Annotated in this window: 23 protein-coding genes, 1 pseudogene and 1 riboswitch; of the genes and pseudogenes, 9 read left to right on the top strand and 15 right to left on the bottom strand. The window is 48.9% G+C overall.

Annotation, left to right across the window (positions count from 1 at the left end; translation table 11 throughout):
* Positions 1–2: 2 nt before the first annotated feature.
* Positions 3–126: riboswitch (SAM riboswitch) on the top strand.
* 96 nt (positions 127–222) lie between these two features.
* Positions 223–1,422, top strand: a complete 1,200-nt coding sequence (locus IPP66_10700) for a methionine adenosyltransferase (GenBank protein MBK9925750.1) — start codon at positions 223–225, stop codon at positions 1,420–1,422.
* Between the two features lie 100 nt (positions 1,423–1,522).
* On the opposite strand, the gene IPP66_10695 is transcribed toward IPP66_10700, so the two are convergent.
* On the bottom strand, positions 1,523–2,611 hold the full coding sequence (locus IPP66_10695) for a TIR domain-containing protein (protein MBK9925749.1): 1,089 nt from the start codon (positions 2,609–2,611) through the stop codon (positions 1,523–1,525).
* A 144-nt stretch (positions 2,612–2,755) separates the two neighbouring features.
* Positions 2,756–5,749, bottom strand: coding sequence for a TIR domain-containing protein (locus IPP66_10690; GenBank protein ID MBK9925748.1), 2,994 nt, complete (start codon positions 5,747–5,749; stop codon positions 2,756–2,758).
* Positions 5,750–5,903: 154 nt separating this feature from the next.
* Between IPP66_10690 and IPP66_10685 the strand changes: the two genes are divergently transcribed.
* The gene (locus IPP66_10685; protein ID MBK9925747.1) at positions 5,904–6,695 is read left to right on the top strand and encodes a class I SAM-dependent methyltransferase; all 792 of its coding nucleotides are present in this window, start codon (positions 5,904–5,906) and stop codon (positions 6,693–6,695) included.
* Between the two features lie 301 nt (positions 6,696–6,996).
* Entirely contained in the window at positions 6,997–7,764 is a 768-nt protein-coding gene (locus IPP66_10680) for a DUF4279 domain-containing protein (GenBank protein ID MBK9925746.1), read from the top strand.
* Between the two features lie 226 nt (positions 7,765–7,990).
* Here the strand turns inward: IPP66_10680 and IPP66_10675 are convergent.
* The 4 genes and pseudogenes from IPP66_10675 to speD form a co-directional block, all read right to left on the bottom strand.
* Positions 7,991–9,585, bottom strand: a pseudogene (locus IPP66_10675) (VOC family protein).
* A gap of 136 nt (positions 9,586–9,721) precedes the next feature.
* On the bottom strand, positions 9,722–10,120 hold the full coding sequence (locus IPP66_10670) for an S-adenosylmethionine decarboxylase (GenBank protein MBK9925745.1): 399 nt from the start codon (positions 10,118–10,120) through the stop codon (positions 9,722–9,724).
* Entirely contained in the window at positions 10,117–10,947 is an 831-nt protein-coding gene (gene speE, locus IPP66_10665) for a polyamine aminopropyltransferase (protein ID MBK9925744.1), read from the bottom strand. The genes IPP66_10670 and speE overlap by 4 nt, the downstream gene beginning before the upstream one ends.
* Before the next feature lie 3 nt (positions 10,948–10,950).
* On the bottom strand, positions 10,951–11,334 hold the full coding sequence (gene speD, locus IPP66_10660) for an adenosylmethionine decarboxylase (GenBank protein ID MBK9925743.1): 384 nt from the start codon (positions 11,332–11,334) through the stop codon (positions 10,951–10,953).
* A gap of 179 nt (positions 11,335–11,513) precedes the next feature.
* Here speD and hemW point away from each other — a divergent pair, with 179 nt between their 5' ends.
* Positions 11,514–12,791 carry a radical SAM family heme chaperone HemW gene (hemW, locus tag IPP66_10655; GenBank protein MBK9925742.1) on the top strand — a complete coding sequence of 426 codons (1,278 nt, stop codon included), beginning with the start codon at positions 11,514–11,516 and terminating at the stop codon, positions 12,789–12,791.
* Positions 12,792–12,794: 3 nt separating this feature from the next.
* On the opposite strand, the gene IPP66_10650 is transcribed toward hemW, so the two are convergent.
* From IPP66_10650 to IPP66_10635, 4 genes are all read right to left on the bottom strand, one after another.
* Positions 12,795–13,643, bottom strand: coding sequence for an isocitrate lyase/phosphoenolpyruvate mutase family protein (locus IPP66_10650; protein MBK9925741.1), 849 nt, complete (start codon positions 13,641–13,643; stop codon positions 12,795–12,797).
* A 207-nt stretch (positions 13,644–13,850) separates the two neighbouring features.
* Positions 13,851–14,840, bottom strand: coding sequence for a hypothetical protein (locus IPP66_10645; GenBank protein ID MBK9925740.1), 990 nt, complete (start codon positions 14,838–14,840; stop codon positions 13,851–13,853).
* A gap of 174 nt (positions 14,841–15,014) precedes the next feature.
* On the bottom strand, positions 15,015–15,710 hold the full coding sequence (locus tag IPP66_10640) for a hypothetical protein (GenBank protein MBK9925739.1): 696 nt from the start codon (positions 15,708–15,710) through the stop codon (positions 15,015–15,017).
* 222 nt (positions 15,711–15,932) lie between these two features.
* Positions 15,933–16,835, bottom strand: coding sequence for a metalloenzyme domain-containing protein (locus IPP66_10635; GenBank protein MBK9925738.1), 903 nt, complete (start codon positions 16,833–16,835; stop codon positions 15,933–15,935).
* Positions 16,836–16,878: 43 nt separating this feature from the next.
* On the opposite strand from IPP66_10635, the gene IPP66_10630 reads away from it, so the two are divergent.
* The 4 genes from IPP66_10630 (at position 16,879) to IPP66_10615 (ending at position 19,778) form a co-directional block, all read left to right on the top strand.
* Positions 16,879–17,733, top strand: coding sequence for a winged helix DNA-binding domain-containing protein (locus IPP66_10630; protein MBK9925737.1), 855 nt, complete (start codon positions 16,879–16,881; stop codon positions 17,731–17,733).
* A 98-nt stretch (positions 17,734–17,831) separates the two neighbouring features.
* The gene (locus tag IPP66_10625) at positions 17,832–18,359 is read left to right on the top strand and encodes a hypothetical protein (GenBank protein ID MBK9925736.1); all 528 of its coding nucleotides are present in this window, start codon (positions 17,832–17,834) and stop codon (positions 18,357–18,359) included.
* Entirely contained in the window at positions 18,356–19,135 is a 780-nt protein-coding gene (locus tag IPP66_10620; protein MBK9925735.1) for a hypothetical protein, read from the top strand. The genes IPP66_10625 and IPP66_10620 overlap by 4 nt, the downstream gene beginning before the upstream one ends.
* A 10-nt stretch (positions 19,136–19,145) precedes the next feature.
* Positions 19,146–19,778, top strand: a complete 633-nt coding sequence (locus IPP66_10615) for a hypothetical protein (GenBank protein MBK9925734.1) — start codon at positions 19,146–19,148, stop codon at positions 19,776–19,778.
* A gap of 160 nt (positions 19,779–19,938) precedes the next feature.
* On the opposite strand, the gene IPP66_10610 is transcribed toward IPP66_10615, so the two are convergent.
* Entirely contained in the window at positions 19,939–20,397 is a 459-nt protein-coding gene (locus tag IPP66_10610; GenBank protein MBK9925733.1) for a cyclic nucleotide-binding domain-containing protein, read from the bottom strand.
* Between the two features lie 146 nt (positions 20,398–20,543).
* Here IPP66_10610 and IPP66_10605 point away from each other — a divergent pair, with 146 nt between their 5' ends.
* Entirely contained in the window at positions 20,544–21,089 is a 546-nt protein-coding gene (locus IPP66_10605) for a TlpA family protein disulfide reductase (protein ID MBK9925732.1), read from the top strand.
* 47 nt (positions 21,090–21,136) lie between these two features.
* On the opposite strand, the gene IPP66_10600 is transcribed toward IPP66_10605, so the two are convergent.
* From IPP66_10600 to IPP66_10585, 4 genes are all read right to left on the bottom strand, one after another.
* Positions 21,137–22,507 (bottom strand): LysM peptidoglycan-binding domain-containing protein, encoded by a 1,371-nt coding sequence (locus tag IPP66_10600; protein MBK9925731.1) that lies wholly within the window; start codon positions 22,505–22,507, stop codon positions 21,137–21,139.
* A 100-nt stretch (positions 22,508–22,607) separates the two neighbouring features.
* Positions 22,608–24,209, bottom strand: a complete 1,602-nt coding sequence (locus tag IPP66_10595; GenBank protein ID MBK9925730.1) for a hypothetical protein — start codon at positions 24,207–24,209, stop codon at positions 22,608–22,610.
* Positions 24,210–24,328: 119 nt separating this feature from the next.
* On the bottom strand, positions 24,329–25,909 hold the full coding sequence (locus IPP66_10590) for a LysM peptidoglycan-binding domain-containing protein (protein ID MBK9925729.1): 1,581 nt from the start codon (positions 25,907–25,909) through the stop codon (positions 24,329–24,331).
* 93 nt (positions 25,910–26,002) lie between these two features.
* On the bottom strand, positions 26,003–26,170 hold the full coding sequence (locus IPP66_10585) for a hypothetical protein (protein MBK9925728.1): 168 nt from the start codon (positions 26,168–26,170) through the stop codon (positions 26,003–26,005).
* Positions 26,171–26,193: the final 23 nt, after the last annotated feature.

The raw sequence follows: 26,193 nt of genomic DNA, 5'->3' as shown, positions 1-26,193 counted from the left end.
CGCTCTTATCCAGAGAGGCGGAGGGAACGGCCCTGCGATGCCTCGACAACCTATCAACAAAGGTTCTCATTAGATCACGTTGAAAAGGTGCCAATTCCGACAGACGGATGTCCTGGGAGATGAGAGGGCTACAATCGAAAAATATGAGATTGCCCTTTCTTGTTCGTCTGATGGGGCAATCTTATTTTCTTAAGGAGAAATAAACAAATGAGCAACACTTTTATGACGTCCTCAAAACTGATGTTCACGTCTGAATCAGTGACTGAAGGACACCCCGACAAGCTCTGCGATCAGATCTCTGACGCAGTGCTGGATGCATGTCTCGAACAGGATCCACGCTCACGCGTTGCCTGCGAGACCGCTACCAAGACCGGCTTCGTCGCATTGTTGGGCGAGATCACAACCAAGGCGCAGATCAATTACGATGAACTGGCCCGCAAGGTCATCAACGAGATCGGCTACGACTCAAGCGACAAAGGTTTCGATGGCAACACCTGCGGTGTTCTCGTCGCCATTGCCAAACAATCTGGCGATATCGCCATGGGCGTGAACAACGCGCTCGAAACACGTGATGGACATCACCTCACTGATGAGGAAGTTGAATCCATCGGCGCAGGCGATCAGGGTATGATGTTCGGCTTTGCTTGTAATGAAACCCCCACCCTCATGCCGTTGCCGATCTACCTCGCACACAAGTTAACTCGTCGGCAAAGCGAGCTTCGTAAAAACGGAACCATTCCCTGGCTTCGTCCAGATGCGAAGAGCCAGGTGACGATCGAATACTCGAAGGGCAAGCCCGTTCGCGTGGACACCGTCCTGATCTCCACTCAACACGCACCGGAAGTCTCACAAGCTGAGATCGCCGAAGTTGTCACAGATCAACTCATCATGCCCGCTCTGCCCAAAGAATTGGTGGATAACAACATCAAAGTCTACGTCAACCCGACCGGCCGTTTCGTTGTCGGTGGCCCCATGGGCGACGCTGGCTTGACCGGCCGCAAGATTATCGTAGATACCTACGGCGGCATGGGTCGTCACGGTGGCGGCGCATTCAGCGGTAAGGATCCCACAAAAGTGGATCGCTCCGCCGCGTACGCCGCGCGTTATGTTGCGAAGAACATCGTAGCCGCTGGCATCGCTGACCGCGTGGAAGTACAGGTCTCTTACGCCATCGGTGTAGCACATCCGCTTTCTGTGAACGTTGAAACCTTTGGCACCGCCAAGATCTCAGACGAACACATCGCGGACCTCATCAGCCAATACTTTGATCTGCGCCCCGGCGCGATCATCCGTGACCTTGGCCTGCGCAAGCCGATCTATCGCCAAACCGCCGCCTACGGTCACTTTGGCCGTGACGATGTCCAATTCCCCTGGGAACGCACTGACAAAGCCGAAGCTCTCAAGAGCGCGGCTGGACTGTAAGCATATTCAGTCATATCAATACCTGAAGTTTATAAAAATCTGCCGAAGTCAAATGACTTCGGCAGATTTTTTACTTTGCGATTATTTTCTTCTGTAATCCTTACGGGGTTGCTGCAAACGTCCACTTAAATATCTTATTTCCATGAATCTCCAAGTATGCATTTCCCGTAATTTTAAATTCAGAAACATTCGTCAGGTAAGAATCGATCGAAGAATTTGGCGTAATGGAGCCTGTCGATTTATATGTCCCGGACTCACAATGTTGAAGAGATACAACAACTGTAGCCCCACTGTACAGAGGAACTGTTTTTCTGTCCTCATTGCTAACATTCATATCGTAACAATCAAGATCATAATGGATTACGCCGCCTTCAACGTCCGGAGTTGGAGTATTCCTATTGGAGAGAATGTTAAATCCAATACCAACAATGGCACATAAAACGATCACAACAATGCCAATTACAATCCCTTTTAAGACAGGTCTCTTTTTAGCGGGCGTGGATTTGTCTTTCGTTTTACCCTTTGCTTCTGCCTTGGCAATTCGGTCCGCTTCTTCCTTCGCTTTGACTTGAGCGAGCCGTTCCTCTTCTACCTTTTGTTTGGCTACTCGATCTGATTCAGCTTTCTGCGCAGCGAGACGATCCGCTTCTTCCTTGGCTTTTCGCTCGGTATCGGCCTTGACTTGGGCAAGCCGCTCCTCCTCGGCTTTTTGTGTGGCAACTTGTCCCGTATCAGGTTGAGTTGTTTGCCCTTGAGACTCAGGTTGGGTTCTCTGTGAAGTTGTAGTTTGTGCAATCAGGTTTCTAAGCAAGTCTTTGGCTGATTCCACCCCATCATCAAAGTTCTTATTCGTAAAATCAACATATTGAAAACGCCTTAGGCGAAAAGGAACATCACATTTTTCAAGTAATACAGGCAAAAAACGTTTACCTGTATCAATGGCGTATCCGATCTCATCCAGCACATTTTCCGAATCCACGGAGGCAGATGTCAGGATAATCATGAAGATTTCGCACTCTTTCAGTGCTTTTTCAACTTCCCGATCCCAACGCGAGCCGGCAGGGATATCCAACTGATCCAGCCAAACGGAGAATCCCTCTGATTTCAATTCCTTGGCTAACCTGATGGCAAAGTCCTTGTTCGCCCGTGAGTAACTGAGAAATGTCTTGAGTTGGGTTTCGTTCGCCATGGTAGCCTCATTCTTGAATTGCCCGATAGATTTTTATCATTATATATCAGGAACGTCAGGCTGTAAGGCGCAAATATAGATTTTCACTCTTAAATACAGAACTCCGAGTTTCTCATTGCGAAAACTCGGAGTTCTTTTATTGAACTATGGCAATGCTTCACATAGTTTTCTATATGGCTCACTGCCGAACAGGTTACTCCACTGCGCTTCGGAGAAATTGGCTGTCAGGCGCGAGCAAGCAGTCGGAATGAGGGCATCTGCCTGAACGTTTTCGATCTTCGTTACATCCCAAAACTGGATGGCTTTGAGCGAGGCTGTCGCCATGATCTGTCCGCCGATTGAATAGGAAACGCCATCCACTTTGCCCGCATGCGGGATGCGTGCCACTTCATCTACTGTGGCGGTATCGATCAAGTAGACCGCATTCGTGGCACCAACAGCCAGACGATTGCCAGCCGGGTTGAAGGTCATGGAATACACAGCATCCTTACGAATAGAATCGACAAAGACGAACTTCCCATTCGTGTTTTTCCAGAGATTGACCAACCCAGCCGAATTGCTGGAGGCAAGCAACGAACCGTCTGAACTGAACATCAATAGCGAATGCTCACCGGGAGAATCGATCTCTTGTACCTTTTCACCGGCATCATTCAATATTGTGACTTTGTCCGTTAGCCCCAATGCGATCATTGACGGCCCTACTGCAAAAGACATCACTTCCTGTTGACCACCGGCGAAAGCAACCAATTGTTCTCTTGTTTTCAGGTCCCATGCATCCACACTCCAGCCGGGTTGGCCCACAAGCAGACGTGTATTATCGGAGGTAAAGGCTATCTCGTGGTCACCGCCGGATGTTGTGAATGTTTGAGATGATCTATTTTTGATCTGGTAGACGGTCACATTCCCGGTATCAGTGGAAATTCCCAACCATGTTGAGTCGGGGCTGAATTCCATGGCCATCACGTTTCCGTTCACTTCGAGAGTTGGCCTGCCAAGCGAACGCGATGTCAGCGTGGATAACTGCCCGGGTTGTAGCAACCAAACTCGGGGTCCGTCTGAAGCGGCCATCCAATCCCCGGAAGGACTGTAATGCACGTCTCCGACCAAGCCAGGAAATTGGAGATAGTTTTCGGGGGCAGGCATCACAGAAATATCCCAGACATTGAGTTCGCCTGTTGTGTCACCTTCCACAAGCCTTGTACCATCCGCACTGAAACCAACCACCGTGCCCTCACCCTTCAACGGAATCTGGAACATCTCGGTACCCGTGGAGGCGTTCCACACACGCACAGTTTTATCGGCGCCTGTGGTGGCAAGCCATTGACCGTTCGCACTAACCTTGACCTGCTTCACAAAACTATTCTGCGACATGCGCAAACGTTCATCGCCATCGGCTGTATCCCAAAGCCGAATGCGACGATCATTCGAAACAGTGGCGAACCATGAGTTATCGGGGTTGAAGGCGATATCCTGCACCCAATCTTCGTGCAAGAGGCGATAGACTTCCTGCCCGTCGATCGTTTTCGCGGCCACGGCCATGCTATCGGCGCCGCCTGTGACAAGATACTTACTATCCGGGCTGAATACAAGCGCGAGCACTTCCCCTTTATGTCTTCCACTCGAAACAGCCTTGCCATCATCAAGATTCCAAAGCGTCACAGCGCCAATACTCGAACCCACGGCAATGTATCTTCCGTCGGGGCTGAACGATGCGATCTTGAGTCTGCCGGATGCCTGCAAATCATATTTTCGTTTACCCGTTGCTGTATCGAGCAATGTGATCCTGCCATCGTCACGCGTGACAGCGATCTGGTCGCCCGCTTTGCGAATGTCCACATCCCAAACAATGGCACCAGCCTTGTATGTGGCCAGCACATTTTGATCCTCAATGCGGATGATCTGCACAAGCCCGGTCATATCGCCGGTCACAAGCAGTTTCCCATTGGGACTAAATACCGCGTCATTCACAGCCCCGGAGCTGGTTACACAAAATTGCATTTCCCCATCTGACGCCTTCCACACACAGGCATTGCCATCCGCACCGCCTGTGACGAACATATCACCCTGCCTGTCGAACTCGAGTGAGTTGATCTTGCCATCACGTTGTGTTTGTTTTACCGGGATCGGCAAAAGGCTGATGTTCTTTCGTAAAATTTCCTCTGCCTCAGAGGAGGGTGCCGTTTGCCATGAGTTGATCGCCAGCAATGTACTGGTATACAGTTCGCCCGGCTGGCTTTGATAGATCTGCGCCCTCGCCGCGCTTTGTTGTGCCAGTGCAAATCTTGCCCGTTCTTCCGCAACCTTGCGTTGATCGTCTGCAATGGAACGTTGCTCTTCAGCGATCTGGCGCTGATCTTCCGCTTCTTGTTGAGCTTTTCTAGCTTCACGCTCATTCTTCAATGCCACCAGCGCATTCTCAGAGGCGATCGCGGCTTGTTTTGTCGCTTCTCTTTCGTTAAATTTGGCGAGGTTTCTCTGAACGAGGGCAAAGACTGTAAGCCCGGCCAATATCGTCAATACGATCCCAACGATCATGCCGAGGAAATAAGTTCTTCTCTCATTCTGGATGCTGTTCTCCAGGAATTTCTCTTGCAACGGCGTCAGAAAAGGTTCTTTACCTTTTGCTTCTGCTACAACTTTTTGCACGCGATGTAATTCACTGCCGCGCAACAACAAACTATTTGTCTTACCGTGATGCCAGTCAAGTGTTTTTTCCAGCAAGCGGTTGTGTTCCGCAAGCCATACAAAATCGAGTTCAACTGCGTCTTTGAGTCTGCCAAGCGCACTTTGAAGATCATCTTCTTCACGCAAGAAGATCCAATTTAACTGACGGATGATATTGTTGGTATCTTTGGCTGGCACTTCACGTAGAACAATGGGGATAATACGTTTGTTATATTTCGCGGCGTGACTTAATTCCACGTTACATACTTCAGACGCAACCGAATCTGGGCTGATGCAGAAAATGAAAGCATCCGACTTCTCGATGCCAGACTCGATCTGGTCCATCCAGTTGGTTGCCGGGGGAATATCCTCCCAATCCACCCACGGGTCATGCTTCAACTCCTTGATGGAGTTGATCAAGTTGCGAGCATATTTTGAATCTTTTCTGGAATATGAAACGAATATTTTCGCCATGAAGCACCTAATCCCGGTCAAAAAACAGAATTCATGCGTCCTTAACCCATGTTCGTATCTTTCAATTGTATCAGCCTGCGTACCAATTTTATACCCCATATGTCCTGACGTTCGGTCATTATGCCTGCCACCTATTTTATGGTAAAACAACCCAATGAAAAATGACCCCAATCAATTCGCAAAATCTGCCTGGGACTCCAACGCCGAAGTGTGGGACTCACGCATGGGTGACGAGGGTAACGACTTCTTCAACATCCTCTGCTGGCCCGTTCTCGCCTCTTTTCTCGATGTTCAGCCTGATTCGAACATCCTCGACATCGCCTGTGGCAACGGCCTGACCTCGCGCCGCCTCGCATCGCTCGGAGCAAACGTCACAGCTTTTGATTTTTCTGCCAATCTCATCGAGAAAGCTAAAGAACGGTCTAACCCTAATCATCGAATTACATATCACGTCATTGACGCGACCGACGAATCGCAACTTCTGTCCTTGGGCAAGCATAAATTTGACTCCGCCCTCTCGAATATGGCGCTCTTTGATATGGCGAACATCGAGACTTTATTTCAGACTCTGCCAAAATTACTCAAACCGAACGGGGTCTTTGCCTTCTCCTTATGCCACCCCGCTTTCAACAATTCATCGTCCACACACCTCGTCGAAGAATGGGACGATGGACAGATCAAAACGCGTTACGCCGTAAAGATCTCACGATACATGACACCCTATCAAGCCGAAGGACTTGCATTGCGGGAACAACCCAAGCCCCAACTCTATTTCGAGCGCCCGCTTCAATACTACATGAACCTCGGCTTCCAAAACGGATTCGTTGTAGACGGCTTCGAAGAACGCGCCTTCCCACCTGAGCATCCGCAAGATCATCCGCTCGGATGGGGAGGAAAATTCAGCGAGATCCCCCCTGCACTTGTGATAAGGATGAGGTTGGCATGAAGGCGGCCCGGTCAAATCCGCGGCGCAGTGAAACCATCCTCAAAGCAGGCGATATATTGGTATTCGTGGCAGAAGGAGAAACGCGGAATACTGTGCTGGAACTATGCAAGGAAAAGGCATAATATGCTTTCAGTTGCCCTTTGGAATGGACGGTTATATAATCTGTACATAGCCTGTTATACAGACGCAGTCTGTATAACACCCCGCACAGGGGTTAATTAAAGAATGATTCTGTATAAATAATAGTTAGGCGGTCAGTCCATAGACAATCTTTCATCATGTTATTTGTGGAGAAAAACATTTGCAAGAAAATCGAGAGTTTTTCCGCTTTACAGACGAAACACTTCAATCGTCGCTGATAAAAGCAATCAGCGATTCCGATGTTGTCATTGAAGTTCTAGACGACGGAACGGTAGCTTACCCACCCGCACATTCAATTGAAAACTTCATTGACGATATTGTTTGTTCCGTGTTCAATAAAGGTTGGTATCGCACAGAAATATCAAACCAAAAACTGTTGGGAAGATATAAGCGACTTAAGAAACACAATGGCACCCGAGTGATTGAAGAGATTCGAAATGGAAAAACTTATGTTGTGCAAAAAACTTATGAGAAGATTTATCGCAATGCTGGCATTCCAACTCACGGGAGTTTTATTCTTGCAGATGTTGACCTTGATCCGGCACAGGTAACGGCACTTTTGAGAATAACACCAACGTTTGCTTGCAAAAAAGACGAACCCTTTCTCAGGCCATATTCTAAACGTCGAAAAGACGCTCCAATTCGCTTAAGTCATACTGGGTGGTGGGAAGTCTGCTCTCTGCCGCACGTAGAGTCAAACGATATTATGATACATTTGGAGTGGTTGACCAACCTTCTGGGAACACTCACACTTGAGCTAAAACAATTTTCGCAAAACTTGAATACAGATGATTGCCGTGTTCTCCAGATTAGTATAGTAGAACCAAGTAGGTACTCGGGTATATCGTTACCAAGTTCTATGCTTACAAAGCTAGTGAATTTGACTGATAGAATAGATATAAGTTTCTGGCCCGATGATTTTATTTGATTATCCACATCACCGCCTACCGATGAACAGCAGTATCAACCCCAAAGAGGTGCTTCGCGAGGACTAGGATGGAAAATGGATGGAGAAAGCCTGATGCCATGAAAAAGGCAACATAGCGTGCAGCAACTGTCTTGAAAGTTAAGGTGGCTGCTGTTTTTTTGGGGGAAGCAAATGAAAGCAATCAAGCCATAGCCGAGTGTTTAAAGTTTTTGAAAATCCCTTCGTTTTAATTCAACGCAATTTCCATCAACGTTCTAGCTGACTCAATCTCATCATCGTTGATCATATGCCCCATGTTTGGGTAGATCTTCTCGGCCACCTGTGCGCCCATTGCGCGCAACAGGGACGTTGTCTCCTGCACGCGTTGAAGCGGAATGTGTGGGTCAATGTCAGAGCAACCGATGAAGACAGGCGTATCGCTCAAATCACCGGAGGGCTCACGCAACGCGTTCAATTGTCCGATGTACCCGCCGCTAAAGACGAGCAATCCGCCGTAGCGTTTCGGGTTTCGAATGACATATTCACTGGCAAGGCAGGCTCCCTGCGAGAAGCCTCCGATGAATATTTTCTCAGATGGGATTCCCTGCGCTTCGGCTTGCTTGACGATGCCATCCACTTTTGCCAACGCACCGGAGAGATACGGCTCATTCTGTTCCACCGGGAAGATAAAGCGGTTCGGATACCACGTATATCCTTCGGCTTGCGGCGCAAGATAGGTCAACCCGGGAAAATCGAGATACTGTGAAAGCGAAAGGATATCGCCTGCATCCGCGCCGCGCCCGTGGATCAAGATCATCGCGGCAACAGCCTTATCCAGGTCAACGCCTGCGGAATACACAGGCTGGTCTGCATGTGGCAGGGTCATTGCGCCGCCTTCTCCAACGTTCTCAACCTCAGCGGCGCAAGGCTTTGCTCGATCTCTTCACGATTCGGCTCATACCACTCCGGCAGTTTCAACGTCTCGCCAAGAGTTTCAAATGGCTCATCCACTGCGAAGCCAGGCGCATCGGTTGCGATCTCGAACAACACACCACCTTGTTCACGGAAATAGATCGAATGGAAGTAATTGCGATCCATCATTTCGGTCACGCCAAACCCCGCAGAACGGATCTTTGAGCGATACTCCAACTGCTCCGCATCGCCCGGCACACGGAAAGCGATATGATGGATCGAGCCTGCGCCAAACCCAGCCTGTGCTTTACCGGGACGCTGGATGATGTCCACAATGTGACCCAACTCCTTCACATCGCCGACGAAACGAAAGTGGTTCCCTTCCTGACCTGCAGCCTGATAGCCCATCTGATCCGTCAACAACGCTGACGTCGGTTCAACCTCATCCAGCCACAAGGTGACGCTGTGAAAACCGTGTAAAGCGTATTCTCGTGGAATCGGCCCTTCCTCCCAAAATCGGACTGGTGGCAGAGATTCGACTTCCACCAGTTCCACACGCATTCCGTCCGGATCACTGAACGGCAAAACCTTTTCACCGAAGCGCTCTTCGATGGGGTCAGTCTTGATGCCATTCTGCTCCAGACGGCTCTGCCAAAATCCCAGCGAACCCATAGGAACGTTATAAGCAACGACATTCGTCTCACCGTTGCCACGTACACCCTTCCGTGTGTTGGGCCATGCAAAGAAGGTCAAGATACTACCGGGCGATCCGTTTTCATCACCAAAGTAAAAGTGATACGTATCCGGCGCATCGAAATTGACCGTCCGCTTTACAAATCTTTGTCCAAGTATGTTCCGATAAAAATCCAAATTCCGTTGTGGATCACGCGCCACAGCGGTGACATGATGTAAACCTTTAATGGGATCCATGTTTTGCTCCTTTAGATTTCAAGATTGGGGCAGGAGAGGCAATCTTACATTTGCATCGGGTAAACATCCTGTATGAAATATATAAAAGCCTCAGGCTTGAAACCTGAGGCTTTTGACATAAAACTTCCACACAGCATCAACGCCTGTGTACCACGTTCAACTGATATCGGCTGGCCTTGAAATATTCTGCCGCGAACTCTGCCGCATCTTGTGAATCATAAGGCGCGCAACTGAACACATCGAGGTAAATAGCGCGGCTTGCATCGGCAAAATGCGCAGAGATCAGGGATGTTTCGATCAGTTGCGTCATGCTAAATCCCTGCACACGTGGCTCATCGCCAAAGAACACAACTTGTGTCTCTCCATAACGGCGCATCTTGATACGGTCACAAAGAAGCACAACGAACTCACGGATCGCGTCCGCATTCTGCATGAGGGACAGGTCACAGTCATATAGGTCAATCGCGGACGAAACACCCCAGTATTCGGTTTCAGAGTCCGCCTTTTCTTTTATTTCTGTCGGGAGGTTGATCATTGATAAAGTTCCCTTCTAAAGAACTCCGGCAAGGCAAAGGCGGCCTTGTGGATTTCAGGATTAAGATAATTATTGATGCCCTTCGGATATGGGGTTTTCAATCCGTTTTCCCAGGGAGTGTCTGAGACGTACATGAACCCGATCCCACCGCCGGGATACGTGGGGATGTTGGCGTAGTAATACGCGGGATTCTTCGTCAGCGCTTTGGCTGACTTGTAGATCTCTTTGATCAATGCGGTGTCGAAGTAAGGCTGTTCACATTGTGTGGCGGCCGCCCCACCGGGGGCCAGCGCACGTACCAATAATTTTTGGAACTCGTCTGAGAACAACCGCTCCGCCATGCCGATGGGGTCGGTAGTATCGGAGATGATCACGTCGAATTGACCGGGGTTTTCTTCGAGGTAGCCAAAGGCGTCCCGAACGAGAAGCTTGGAACGAGGATCAGCCCACGGGTCGCCAAAAGAGGCGGCGAAATATTCACGAGAGAGATCCACGACGCGTTGGTCCAATTCACAGACCACCGCTTCCTCCACCGAGTCATATCGCAGTACTTGTTGCAGTGAGCCGCCATCTCCGCCACCGACGATGAGCACGCGCTTGGGCTTTCCAACGGCCAACATGGGTACATGCACAATCATCTCGTGATAGCCCATGTTGTCGCGCTCGGTCAGTTGGATGATGCCATCGAGGATCATCGCGTTGCCAAAGAATTCGGTCTCCACGAATTGCAGATGCTGATATTGTGTTTGTTCATCTGCCAACACACGTTTGACGCGAATCCCTTTGCGATAATAGGGATGCAGTTCTTCAGTAAACCAGATACTCATTCCTTACACCGCCACTGCCATCATGGTTTCAATTTCGGCATCGCGGTCAATCTTGCGCAGTGTAAATTTATCAGCGCCAAGAGCGTTCTTGATCTGCGTGATCAACGGCATCATATCTTTGCCGATCGCACACGTAAACAGATCGATGGCGCAATAATTATGTTCGGGCCAAGCATGCAAACTTGCATGCGACTCTGCGAGAAGCAAAAAACAGGTAAAGCCATGCGGACTGAACTTGTAAAAGCCCTCATCCACAACCGTCAAGCCGCTTTCACGAACAGCTTGCGCAAACAGTGAATATGCCAATTCACCATCCATGAGAATCTCATGGTTGCAGTCGGAGAGATCAAAGATAAAGTGCTCTCCTAATTTCAAAGTCGCGTTCACTCACACCTCCATAGGGTTAAAAAGATAAAGAACCTATCCGAAGGCACGAACTTTTCACTTCAAGCCGATCCACAGGATGTGTGCCCTGAGTAACGGACGAAGCGCCCTCGAAATAGACTCTGTTAGGTGTATTTATACTATCGAATCACAGAATGTCAATCTTTTGAGTGTCACTATTTTTGTCATACACTATAATCACACTGATGAATTATTCCCTCTATTTTCACATTCCCTTTTGCACACACCGCTGTGCCTATTGCGACTTCAACACCTACGCAGGTCAAGAAGACATGATCCCTGCCTACGTGGATGCACTATGCAAAGAGATTGAATTCGTTGGACATAATCGCAGGGACGGGCAGCTGCCGTCCCCTACGATTCATACAATATTCTTCGGCGGAGGGACGCCATCGCTTCTTTCCCCGCTCCAATTTGACTCGATCTTCAAAAGCATTCGCTCCGCCTTTACCTTGACTCCAGATGCGGAAATTTCCATCGAGGCCAACCCCGGCACAGTGACGTACGAAGCGTTATGTCAGCTTCGTGAGATCGGCATCAACCGCATCAGCTACGGTGTCCAATCGGCAAACGCATTCGAATTAAAAATGCTTGAGCGTGCGCACAACTTTATTGATGTGATCGAAGCCGTGACATCCGCACGCAAAGCAGGGTTCGATAACCTCAACCTTGATCTAATCTATGGTCTGCCTGAACAAACACTCGAAACATGGCAAACCACCGTCCAGCGGATTCTCGACCTGCACCCCGAACACATCTCCGCTTACGCACTGACCCTCGAACACGGCACTCCCTTCGGACGTTGGTCATCGAAAGGCATGCTCCCCCTTCCCGATCCCGATCTCGCCGCAGAAATGTACGAATGGCTGAGCGAAATATTGGAAGCGAACGGGTATGTGCAATATGAGATTTCCAATTGGGCAAAGGATGACCATCGACAATCGACCTTAGACAATTTATCGTCCATCGTCTATCGTCCATCGTCGTTTGCTTGCAAACATAATCTGCAATACTGGCGCGGACTCCCCTATCTGGCCTTCGGCGCTGGCGGGCACGGATACGCAGACGGCTACCGTTACTCAAATGTATTACGAATCAAAACCTATATCGAACGACTAACTCAGCCATTAGCCATTAGCCGTCAGACTTTTCCTTTATCTCCCGCAACAGTCAACCAACACAAACAAACTCCCAAAGACGATATGTCCGAGTTCATGATGACTGGCTTACGCCTCACGCAGGAAGGCGTTTCGTTTCAAGAATTCCAAACAAGATTCGGACAGTCCATGCAGGATGTGTTCGGTAAAGAAATCAATGAATTATTGAAGTTGGGGTTACTTGAAAAACAGACTTCCGAAGTCTCGGAGACTTCGGAAGTCTTAAGGCTCACCCAACACGGACGCCTGCTCGGTAACCAAGTCTTTATGCGTTTTGTGTAGAAGCTACTCTTTTCCTGAGATCAAAAATTTCGTCACGTCTTTTCCAGACATACTTTGTTCAGCAAAAACGGAATACGGGCCAAAATCCTTTAATTCATCTGCGATGCGAACAAACTTCGCCAACAACGACCGAAAGATGAACGGTCCAAAACTGACTCGGTTAATGCCCAGCCGTTGCAAGTCTGTCAAACTGACCGCATTGGGCGTGGCAAGGATATTCAACGGCACAACGATCCGTTGACGTAACAGGCTGACCGTCTCCCTGTCACCCGGGCCGATGGGGTAAATGCAATCCGCGCCAGCTTCAGCGTACGCGTTAGCACGTGCGACAGCATCTTCAAGTTTCTCTTGCCCAGCACCCAGGCTATCCAAAAAGAAACTGTCTACACGGGCGTTGATAACCAAATGCACGCCATATTGATCCGCCGCCTCACGGACAGCGGCAATTCGTTCGCACTGCTCCCGCACAGAGCGCATGGACACGCCCTCGACCAAGCTATCTTCGATATTGATTCCCACAACGCCTGTTTTCAACACTTCATGGATCGAGTCTTTGAGTTCGCTTACGGTGCTGGCATATCCTGCTTCTATATCCGCCGTGACAGGGACATCCACACTCCGCGCAATGCGGGTCAACATCTCCAGCATGGTTTCAAAGCGAATATTCTCCCCATCCGCATACCCAAGCGATTCGGCAATCGCCGCACTGGCGGTCGCTACTGCAGGATATCCCTTGCTCTCCAAAACCCGCGCCCCAATCGGATTCCAGATATTTGGCAGGATTAGAAGTTGTCCGTTCGTGTGAAGGGATAATAGTTTTTCTGCTTTGGTGGTTTGTTCAGTAGTTAGCATTTGAGGATTCCTACTCACCGTATTTGTACTTACTCGGCAGTTAAGTCTTTATGCGATTTTTGTAAGGTTAACGGTTTGCGTTACCTGCGCTGGGGCGGGGACAGCAAAGCCGTCCGACTGGAAAAATGCTAAGGTATAGAAAACTGCTTGAGATTGCCGCAGAATCCCCAGCGTCCAGTGCACGCTTTGTTGGCTTGCTTTTGGAATTCAAAACAACTTAATAATTGTTTTTATTGTTGGCAAAAATAAGGCTATTGTCGGCAAAAACACAGCCGCTAGAACGAATACAATTGTAAAAAAATTAAAAGGAAAATCTTTTTCCGTTTCGATTTTCTCTTTCCATGAAAGTAAATCATTAATTGCTGTTCGGTGAGTGGATAATTGGGATTTTTCCCATTTATTGTAAAGTTTCACTGTGAATGCTAAGATTTTATTTAATCTAGTCTTCTTGCTTTGCTTCATAATCTCATGTAGAAAATGTTGCGCTAAAATGAAAAAGCCTGCGATTACGATTGCTAATGGAAAAATCAAATATTGAAGCATAAACACTTCAAGATAATCAACAAGCGGACTTATCCAAGTTGCTGTTATTGCTACAATATATAAAATTGCGCCAGTGGAAAATATTCCAAAAAGTAAAGTGCTTATTTCTTCAAACTCGTCTTTTTTTGCTTGAAATGGTTGTGGATTTAACTTGAGGTTTTGTAACCGATAAAAAAACAGTAATATTCCCCAGTATGCCCAACCTAACACTCCCAGCGCACCAAAAAGCACAATCACATGTAAGAAGTAGAAAAATTTTGCGATGCCAGTCCAGACACATCCCACCATGCCATAATTTAGTATTCCACCACAGATAGCCAAGAATATTGCAGTAGCGACAGAGCCAGTATTGACACCAAAGATAAATGATTCCTGTTGTGAAAACCATTTTTTCTGATTTGTCTCTGTTAAAGTACTAACTGCATTTTGCAGTGACGAAAAGGTCTTGTATAAATAGTTGGCGACCAATGGCGTGATTAAGTTTAACACGCTAAACGCAAGAACAGTTGGAGTGAAACATTTACTCAACTCACCTTGAAAATATTGAGTGACGAAAACAAGCACAACGATAATAAAAAATACAGAAAAGACCCAAGCAGAGTAGTTGTATATTGGGTTTATTATTTTTTGTATACTGCGACTTGATTTTGGCATATTTTTACTCATTTTATACAAGGGGCAAGCCAACGGTTTGCGTTACCTGCGCTGGGGCGGGGACGGCGAAGCCGTCCAACCAGAAAAATGATAAGGCGCAGAAAACTGTTTGAGATTTGCGCAGAATCCCCAGCGTCAGGTGCACGCTTTGTTGGGCGCTTTTAATGCTTAAGATTATTGGGCAAACGGATCTCCAACACTCGCATGTGAAGCCACTTCTGGACTTTCAATTATTTCGCGAAGCATGTCTTTGACATCACTTGTAAACTCTAAAAGTTGTTCCCATGTAAAACCAATTTTACTTCCTACAACAAAATTGTAGTCAATTCCTTTATAAGAGATTTTCTCATTTTTTCCGCTTTTAGGGAAATATATCCCGTTATTGTGAATAGTATTTCGGATGCAACGCAACAGGTCCAATAAATTATTCCACCTTGAAAGTTTTAGCCTGCTTAATAACCAAGAATACAGATTTTTGAAGTCGCTTTTTCCATTGTTACATGCTTGTGGGTCAAGTGCCTGAACGATAGCTCTAAATGAACTTTCAATGGAAGAAAAAAACAAATGAAAAAAGCTGATTTTTAGGAAAACATCAAACTCATGTATTGAATGCTTGATAAGTTCATCAGGGATTTTTTGTTCGGATTTTGATTGCCACCACTCATCACTTGTCAAGTTGAGCATAATAAAGTTCATTCCTAAATTTACACTTCCAAATACATTGGCGCATTTTGAGAAAACAGATATTCTTGCGTCACTGTCTTGATTCCAGCTTGGATGAGACTTTATCAATTGCTCTTTACAATTGAAATAGTCTACCCCTGCTTTCCCAAATGCGTTGACTAGTGCAATATTAGAAGGAATGCTCATAAATTCTCAATGTATGACCCAGCGCCCAACTATGTATTAGACGGAAACTTTCCGTATAACCACCCCCTACGGGGTCTTATGCGGATGTTTTCTGTATATGACGCTGATTTGGGGTCTTATGCGGACATTTTCCGTAGATGACGCCCATATGGAGTCTTATACGGAATTTCTCCCGCAATTGTTCATACTATACGCCTAATTTGATTGATTGCCAAGAATTAATTAGTGGTTCTCCACCGCTTTCCAAATCGCTGGGGCAATATCTGTGATGTTTTTCATATCGTGCGTAAACTCCTCCCGCGCGTTCTTCTCCCCGATCACCAAGGCAGGGACCATTGCATCCGTGTGCCTGCGTGTGGACATATCTTCCATGTTTCCATGATCGGAAGTCACCACAATCAACAACTCATCCTCCCACTTTCCACTTTCCACTAATCCACCAATCACCCCATCAAACGCCTCCATCAATCCCACTGCCGTGCCCATTTGCTGTTTGTGACCGGCATAATCGCTTGCCCAATACTCGAACAAAGAGAAGTCGTACTCCATCGCAAGCGATGCAAGTTTACGTCCTGCATCATGCGGTTCCATCAAGGGTGCATCGGGGAAGCCAAGCATCGTCCGCCAGCCTTCACCAGTGAAGTCTGCCGAGAGGGCGCGGCCAGCAAAATAATCTTCGTGCCGAAAAAGCTCAAGGCCCGCATTCGTCACTGCCATCGGGATGGACGAATAATTGCGCTTGCCCGAATCGATCCCATCGAAGTAACGCGGCGGATACGCATTGAGCAAAGTCGTTTTCTTGCCCGCTTCCACACAACGCGAGAACAGCGTGCCGCCGTTCAAATACGCGGCCACTTCAGGGTTCGGCTTCGGCCCATAGTGATACCCGATCTCCGCCGAAACGTTGACACCCGTCAACAACATCGCCTGTCCCGTTGCCGATTGCGGCAAACCGTCCACGCCCACGTTCGGGTCAATGGCGAGCAGTGATGCATGTTCCCCCACAAACGGCGCGGACTCTTTCAGCAGTGACCGTCCATCGAGCAACGCATTCAAGTTCGGCATCTTCGCGCGCGCCAACGGATTTGTCTCTGGATCGTTTTCGCCTAAACCGATTCCGTCCATGAATATAAATAAGACTCGCATAGTAGGAGATTATAATCGTCACATGCCCACAATTGACATCAAGAAACTCAACACGCATCGCACACGGACCTTCAACCTGCCTCCGTCTAAAAGGCTTTCATCTCCCGCCCAAGCTTTGAAATTCGTGGATCAACGCGGATTCATTTTCTTCTGGCCCATCGCTGGCATCGACATGCCCAGTCTATGGACAGCCGTTGCCGGTAACAGACCCGTCGCCGATAAACACGATGACCCCGGTCACATCACGTGGGGGTGGAAAGATGGAGCGCTTGATAAAAAGATCTGGTACTACGCGAAGATCCTTCGCAAAAAAGCAACCATGATCTCGCTCGACGTGGCCCCCTATTTTTATGCGCTCTCAGAAAACTACGGTTCGCCCGAAGAAGATTACCTGCTGACATACGAAGAAGGGCGCATGACGCAGTCAGCGAAACAAGTCTACGAGGTGCTTCTCAACGAAGGGGCGATGAATACATTGGACTTGCGCAAAGCGTCCAAGTTATCCAACGCAAAAGATTCAGAGTTCAACAAGGCACTCGAATATCTACAGTCCGATTTCAAGATATTGCCCGTGGGTGTATCGCAGGCAGGCGCATGGAAGTATTCGTTTATTTACCAACTTGTTCCGCGCCACTTCCCTGAGTTGCCCGAGCAGGCACGCAAGATCGGCGAAGGCGAAGCACGTGCAAAACTCGTGGAACTCTATTTCCAATCTGTGGGCGCGGCGCAGGAACGTGACGCTGTCAAACTGTTCGGGTGGAAAAAGGAACTCGTCACAAGGGCAATTTCCAGCTTAGTGACGAAGCGGATCTTAGTCGAGACAGAACACCCAGAACACAAGGGAAGTTGGTTCGCGCTACAAGACATCACAAAGTAAAGTTCTCTCAAAACAAGTTTCAAGAAACATGAAACTTTTCCCACACATGGGCGTACAATATTAATAGTTACTTTTGGATTTTCACAAGGAGAATCATCATGAAACAAAATCGTTCCAGTCTTGCTCTCGGTCTCATCCTTCTTGCGGTCGGCGGGTGGCTTTTGGCCGTTCGCCAGGTGCCCGCTCTTGAAAAATGGATCAACCTCAACTTCTCCTGGCCGATGTGGACCATCGGCGCAGGCGTTCTCATCCTCTTCATCGGCCTGCTCACGGGTTCCCCCGGCATGGCTGTCCCTGCCTCCATTGTGGCGGGTGTCGGTGGCATTTTGTATTACCAGAATGAGACCGGTAACTTCGCCTCCTGGTCTTACATGTGGACGTTGATCCCCGGCTTCGTGGGTGTCGGTTCCATTCTGGCGGGTTTGCTCGGTGAGAACACCCGCAGGAATATCGGCCACGGGCTGAGACTCATCGTCACCAGCGCGGTACTCTTCCTCATCTTTGCCACATTCTTCGGTGGGCTTTCGATCCTTGGAGAATATGGCCTGCCCATCGTTCTCATTTTGTTGGGTCTGTATATTCTCGCACGCGGTTTTATGCGAGGAAATAGAGGAGCGACTCAATGAAACGCGATAACATTTTTTGGGGAGTTGCGCTCATTCTTTTGGGCGGGCTGTTCTTCCTCCAACAACAAGGCATTATCAAGAACGTCTTCGTTTACATTTGGCCGCTGGCACTGATCCTCATCGGTGGCTGGATGATCTTGAATGTCTTTTGGAAACCTGAACAATCTGCAGAACAATTCGATATTGCACTGCAAAACGCAAAAAGCGTTCGCTATAGTTTTGCACACGGCGCAGGTCAGTTCGAGATCAAAGGTGGCGCACCAGTAGGCAAAGCCTTGGTAGGTTCATCTGCCACTGGGATGAAAGACACCTCTCGATTGGACGGAGACAAGCTCGATGTCCGTATTGAAGCGGGCGCGTCTTTCGTCCCGTTCGTTGGGCCTGATGATGGCGTCTGGAGATTTCAATTGAGTCAGGAAGTCCCAGCCACAATCAATGTGGAGACAGGTGCAAGTCAGTTGGATATGGATCTGACAAATGTACTCGCCTCACAGATCAGATTGCAAACCGGCGCCAGCAACTCAAGTGTGACCCTGCCTGCACGCGGCGCGTCGATTTTGGACCTTTCAGCTGGTGCGGCCTCGATCGACATTCGCGTCCCTGACGGTGTTTCGGCGCGCGTCCGCATCAAAGAGGGACTCACCTCGATGAACGTGAACACAAGCCGCTTCCCCCAACTGGACTCGCGCATGTATCAATCTGCTGACTACGATACCAACCCCAACCGCGCCGAGATCAATGTAGAAGCCGGGTTGGGTTCGATCACGGTCAAGTAAGGAAAACATCATGATACGAAAATATGATCCTCGGTTGATCTTTGGCGGATTGCTCCTATTCGGCGGCATCCTTTCTCTGTTGGATGCGATGGGCATCATCCGAAATGCCGGCGGTATCTTCTGGGGTTTGATCTGGGGCGCAGTCGGTGTGTTCTTCGTCTACTTGCTGTTTGTAGATGGGCAAAGGAATTGGTGGGCCGCGTTCCCGGGCTTTACACTCATCGGCATGGCTGTCGCATCCATATTACCTAAACCTCTGGACGCATTGAGCGGACTGGTTTTCTTTGCGGGGATCAGCTTTGCCTTCCTGTGGGTTTACTTCACTGACAGAACGCGATGGTGGGCCATCATCCCTGGCGGTGTTCTGCTCACGCTCGGGGTTGTATCAGTGCTCGATGAAATCTCAGGCGTCGATTCGGGCGGCATCTTCTTCATTGGGCTGGGGTTGACCTTCTTGCTCGTTGCCCTACTTCCCGGCGGAGATAGCCGCTCATGGGCTTATATCCCCGCTGTCATCCTTTTACTGTTTGGCGCGTTACTCGTCCCAGCGCTTGGCATTTCCAGTTATGTCGGTCCTGCCCTGCTCATTATCATCGGCGGGTTCCTCATCCTGCGCTTCTTCAGGAGCAAATCGTCGGAGTAATAAAACAATCTGCTGAGCACGAAAATTTTTAAATCTCTGCGAACTCTGTGTCTCAGTGGCAAAAATACAGGGAAACACCAATTGATATATTCTTAACCAAAAACGGGATGGAAAAACCTCCATCCCGTTTTCGTTACCTGCCTCCCCGGCATTATTCAAATCAACTTTTTATCCCGCTCTCCAGAATAGACTTCACCTGCTCATGCGCATCCTTCCAACGGGAAGATACGGCACTTGCCAACCGATCCAATATCGCCTTACCCGCCTCGGGATGTTCCGCGCACAACGTACGCAGATCACTCCCACGCATACGGATCGTCTCAAGGCTTTCTACTGCAACACCAGATGAAGTGTAATTGTGACTTCCCACCAAAGCAGACCACCCAAACAAGCCGCCTACTTCTACGTGTGTGATCGTGATAGGCTCACCATCATACGGCTTGTAGGTAATCGCCACTACACCATTCTCGATCAAATAAATAAAATCAGCTACTGCGCCTTGCTCGATCACCGTCGTGCCCGCACGGAACGCGACACGTTCGAACAACGGTCGAAGGAGACCAAGGTGCTTACTATCAATACCACGAAACAAAGGATTTAACTCTAAATCTACAACCATTGAAACATCTTAACTTTTAAGGGATGGTTCGTCCTAGTGGCAAACATCATCTTTTCAATGACGTTTATCCTTATTTAACATGACCATCACCGGCAGAGGTATACTTTTCTCAATATTGTGCATCAAATGGACAGGAAACACATCACATGCAACGAACCACACCACTAATCTTATTGGGATTGGGACTTATCCTGATCGCCGCTTCCGGATATTTTATTTTACAAAACCCTTCGGCTCAATCTGACCTTTCAGCTGTTCCAGCACAAGTGAACTATGCTTCCCCCGAACTGACTCTGACCGACACCCAAGGCATTACTCACTCCCTCGCCGATTACAAAGGACAGGTCGTGCTCGTCAACTTGTGGGCCACATGGTGCCCACCCTGCAAAGACGAAATGCCTACACTCGATGCCTATTACAACAAACATAAAGAGGATGGTTTCATCATCATTGCCATCAACGATGGCGACCCCGCTCCAGAAGTCATTCAATTCGTGAAAGATTACCGTCTCACCTTCCCCGTTTGGATTGACCTCAATTACACAGCAACAGAACAGGTATTCAAAACATTGAATCTGCCCAGTTCATTTGTCATTGACCGTAATGGAACGATCCGCTTGCAATGGGTTGGCGGGATCAACAGCAAGATGCTCGAAAAATTCGTAACCCCCATTATTGAAGAAAAACTGTAATTTTAGAATACAGGATTGTTAGAGCAGACGGGTGACGTCAAGTATCTTTACGGAAGACCCGACACGATCTGACTTCCCGCGTCACCACAATCACAAGCTTCCACAGTCAGCGGACCACGCTTGAGTGTGCCTTTGTACGCCTTGCCATCACTGTGGACCACCCAGCCTTCAAACTCAAAAGCAAGCGGGCCATCTGCAAGGATCCACTCGCCGTTATATTTTCTCGCAATGTGAACATGTGTCCCTGTAGAAGAGCCACCTTCGCAAGAGGGGTAACCTACCGGCTGGCCTGCCACCACTTCCGTGCCAACACCTGCGCGTTTGTTCGTCGCTAAATGCAAATAGAATAAAGCCCAGCCTGTCCGTTCATCGCCATCTTTATCGAGGTCAATAACAATGCCGTCTATGCTGGAGCGGACAACTAATCCATCTGCCATCGCAACTGCATAAAGATCAGAAGGCGCGGTAAAGCAACCGTGAGAATTTGATGCGGGAGCAAAATCCACTGCGGCAAACGGTTGGCCGGAGCCCCACCCCGTATGTGGGCCGCCCGTATACGACCAGGCATTCCCTGCCAAAAACGGAAATCGAAGTGCAGGTTGTTGCAAACTACCAGGGATCGTAGGAGCGGAATCCTGCCATGGATTGCCGAAAAGGTCTGAGTATGTACGAGCCAGCCCATCGGGTCCGATAGAGGCGTAATATTCGCTTCCAGAATAGATTCTCGAGAAATAATATTGTAAAGCTACTGATCCTGCATTTTGCCAGGGGTCAGGCCTTGTGACGGAACCATCGGTCAAGTCAAACTCGGTCAACATACCGGAGCGCCAACCATAGTATCCGTTGTTGAGTATGTTCGCCGCAATGACAAGTTGCAAGTATGGCGACTCGTAATATGAGCGGCGAAAACCGAGCATGTATTCGTCTATCATTGGAACAGGTTGCGTCAATGCGCCACCCTGATATTCAAGCACCGCCAGCAAAAGGCGCGGACTGACGCTGTAATTGGCCGCAACGTACTCAACGATCTCAGCGCCACTACGATTTTTTCCGCCAGCATAGGCCTGATAGTTTTTCAACCATCCCGAAGACGCCTCAACAAAAGCGGACGTGCTGAAGCCAATCTGCGATGGCCCATTGACGAAAGCATCATCCGGGATACTTTGATAGGCCGTACCCCATAATGGAAGATAGTAAACGGGAATTTTCATGGGCATGCCGGGCGGCATGGTGGTGGCTTCACGTGGAATGATCGGGTTGGCTTCCAAGATCTGTGCAACAGATGTGTTGAACCGAGTCGCAAGCGCGAGCAATGTATCACCGCTCTGTGCTGTGTAATCCACAAGCTCGCCGGGAGCATAGGCAGGCCTGCCGGAAGTAGGTGCAGGCACGGGCGTCGGCGCGAGCGGCGTGATCATATTCTCGATACTGCTGGTTGATTCGCGCGAGGCGCAGGAGGAAATGAGTATGGCAAATAAGGTGATAGTCATTTTAAAAGTGACTATCACCCGAGAGTTTTTATTCATCATCTTTACGTGTGATCAATGACCAGGCTTGTGCATAGATATCGGCTTTGATGCTTTCACCGTCTCGAACCAAACTCCCCTGATACGGTTTATCACCGTCAACCACGCGCCAACCATCAAGCACGAACGGAATAGGGCCGTCAGCGATGATCCATTCGCCGTTGTATTTGCGAGCAATATGTACATGCGTGCCTGTGGAAACGCCGCCTTCACAAGAGGCATGGCCGATCCGGCCATCCTGCTCCACCCACTGACCAAGCGGTACGCGGTCTTTATTTGCAATGTGCAAGTACATCACATTCCACCCGGTTTGTTCAGAGCCGTCCCCATCCATGTCCACAACCACTACACCATTCTCTGATCGCACCACCAGCCCTGAGACGATTGCTACAACCCACGAACTCGCTGTATAACAACCGGGCTTATCACCCTCTGGCGCAAAATCTATCGCGGCAAGCGGACCATTCGCCTCCCATGCTCCGTGTGGGCCACCAGTATATGCCCACGTACGGCCGCGCTCAAAGGGCAATGTCATTGTCGGTTGGGCCAGCCCGGGGGGAAAGAGGTTATTCAATGTATCAGCACGTGCCCACGGGTCGCCAAACATGTTTTGATAGAAATAGGGAAACCCGCTGTTCACATCCATGATGCGAAGCCATTCGTTCAAACTGTGGTGGCGCGAGAACAACGTCATCACAGCTACTGTGCCGGCGTTGAGAGTTGGGTCAAGACGAAGTCTGTTACCGTCATTGAAAACCAATTCTGTGAGGCTTCCTTTGCGCCAGCCATAATAGCCAATGGAAAGTTGGTCAACAGCCCAGGCCATTTGGCCGAACATCCCCAAGTTATGATAATCCTCATGCCCCATCGGATAATCTGTGCGGAACTTGCTCTCAGGCTTACCGCGCACCCAATTCGCTTCATAATCCAACAAAGCAAGGATGAGGCGTGGGTTGATCGAGTTCTCATACGCAAGGCGTTTGATCTCTTGCGGGCCAGACGTCCATGCCGTAGTGCCGAGATATTCACGATAATTCGAAAGGTAGCCACCTGCATCCTTAACGTATTTTTCAATATCGAAATCGATCGCTGTGGCAGAGAACACCACGTCACTATCAGGGATGAAGCGCGTTGACGGCGTATATGAAATAGCTTTATCAAGACTGTCAGGGATGATGAGGAGTGTATCCACATCGATCAGCCCGGTCTCAGGCAATATCTTTGGGGACGTGACCTCGTTCGCATCGACCCCAAACCTGCTTGCTACTGCTGGAAGCGTATCCCCGCTTTGAGCGTAGTACAGAATCGAATTTCCATCGATAGTCGGTGCTATATCAGCCGACGGTTGCGTGGCAGCTTCGTTCGGCACAAAATTGGCAAGGGCTGTGGGCGTTGGGCTTGCGGTTGGCGCAACGATATTGATCGGAGTCGGGATAGGGGTATCAGGAATAAAAACATCCGGCGCAGGCGTGGATGTTTCTGGAATCCATCCTATCGGCGTAGGCGTTGGGTATTGCCCCCACAATGACGTATTCCCAACGCATGAAGATAATAAAACGGATGTAAGAACGAGAAAAACGATGCTTCTTTTCACAAGATGTCCGATGTGATTATACCTTTGTAGATTAATGCAGGATGTGGACGAGTATAGTGTATGGAGTTGTTATGGCGGGAGCATACCCTAACGGGCACACGAGCTCCCTGACTCCATACTCATCGTGAGATCAGGTTCACGCCCTCGAAGACGCCTTCCTCAGCCTGCAAAGTAATTCCATTGCGTGTGAGATACCCATCATAGTAAATGCCATTGCCACTGGAAATCCAGCCATCAAGATTGAAAGGCAGGTTACTGTCGGCCGAGATCCATTCACCGTTGTACTTACGAGAAAGGTGAAGATGTGTGGCATTCGATATGCCGCCTTCACAAGATGGATGCCCAATACGATCACCCGCATATACATACGTATTCGGTTGCACACGTCCATCTTCTGCAATATGCATATAAAGGACATTCCAACCCGTTTGTTCGTATCCATCATTATCGAGGTCTTGCATCACTGCCCCATTCGCCGCACGGACAATATACCCATCGGCAATCGCCGTCACCCACAGATTGCTCGTATCACATCCCATGCCTTCGAGCGGCGGTGCAAAATCGAGCGCACCCCAAGCTGAGCTGGCATCCCAACCTCCATGCGGGCCGCCGGTGAATGCCCAGGTCACGCCGGGTTCAAAGGGAAGTTGCATCGGAGGCTGAATCAGGTTCGAGGGAAGAAGAGACGCGATGTCATAGTCGAAGGGCGAACCAAAGAACAGTGTATACGTTTGGAAGAGTCCAAGCGCGCTAACATCCTGATCCCAAGTAATACGATCATTGAACAATGAAAAAAGATATTGCACACCCATCGTACCGGCGTTGATGGTCGGTGCAAGCGGAACGTATGTGCCATCATTCAAAGATACAGTAGAGATGGCATTGACGCGCCAGAGATAATATCCGCGGCTCAAGCTATCGGCGGCCCACACTGCCTGACGATACAACCCGGCCGAATAATCATTGAGATAACCAAAAGGATAATTGACGTTTGAGGGCACAGGATTCGTCACCCACCCGCTTCGATATTCAAGCACAGCCAACAACAGGCGCGGGCTAACCGAATAATTTTGCGCCACACGCATGATGACCTGCGAACCACTCAAGATCTCGCCATGCACATCTTCAGAATAACTTGCAAGATACCCGCCCTTGCTTTGAACGAATGCATCAATATCGAACCCAATACTGGAAGGGCTAAAGATCAATTCAGAATCAGGGATGATTTTAAACGAGGAGCCGGGGTTCGGGTCTGTAACAACAGGAGGGATATTGAGCACCGTCCCCACAGAAAGGACGCTCGTTTCATTCAATCCGTTAGCCTGCAACAACGCCGCGAGGCCGATGCCATATCGTTGAGCGATACTGCCAAGCGTATCACCGGCTTGAACCGTGTACTGGTCAACAAACTCGCGTGGCGGCGGAAGCGGATGAGGGGCATCAGCCGTTGGGGTGACCAACGAACTGTTAGGGTTACGCGGCGGAAGAGTAACAGAAATAGATGCACGCGTAGGAGCAGGTCCGCGAGGTGTGCCGGTGGATTGAATGACCACACCCTCTTGCGGAGGCGGCATGGCGTTAGTAGCGGCCACCGTCGCGAAGGGATCGTAAGTTGGATATACGTTCGACGAGGAAGAGGAACAGGAAGAAAGAATGACGGGAAAAATGAAAAAAGAAAGAAGAAAGGCTCGTAGTGACATGCGAGGGATTTTACCAAAAGGAAACAACAAACATCAGACAAGTAATGACTTTGCCATTACTTGAAAAGTATTCATTGATTTTCCAGAATATACTTAATCGTTTTTCAATGAGACCAACAACTCTTTGAGCAACAAGTTGTTTTCTTTCAACAACGCCTGCAATTGCTCGTCAGAGTTCATACGTTCTTTGCGATATTTTGTGAAATTTATCAAAACAAAAGGCACGACAATAAAAAAGAACAAAAAGGCACTCAAGTCCATACAAACCTCCTTATTAGCGCATT

It is taken from the genome of Candidatus Defluviilinea proxima (genome assembly GCA_016721115.1).
In the GTDB taxonomy this organism is placed as follows: domain Bacteria; phylum Chloroflexota; class Anaerolineae; order Anaerolineales; family Villigracilaceae; genus Defluviilinea; species Defluviilinea proxima.
This window is presented reverse-complemented; position numbering and strand designations above follow the sequence as displayed.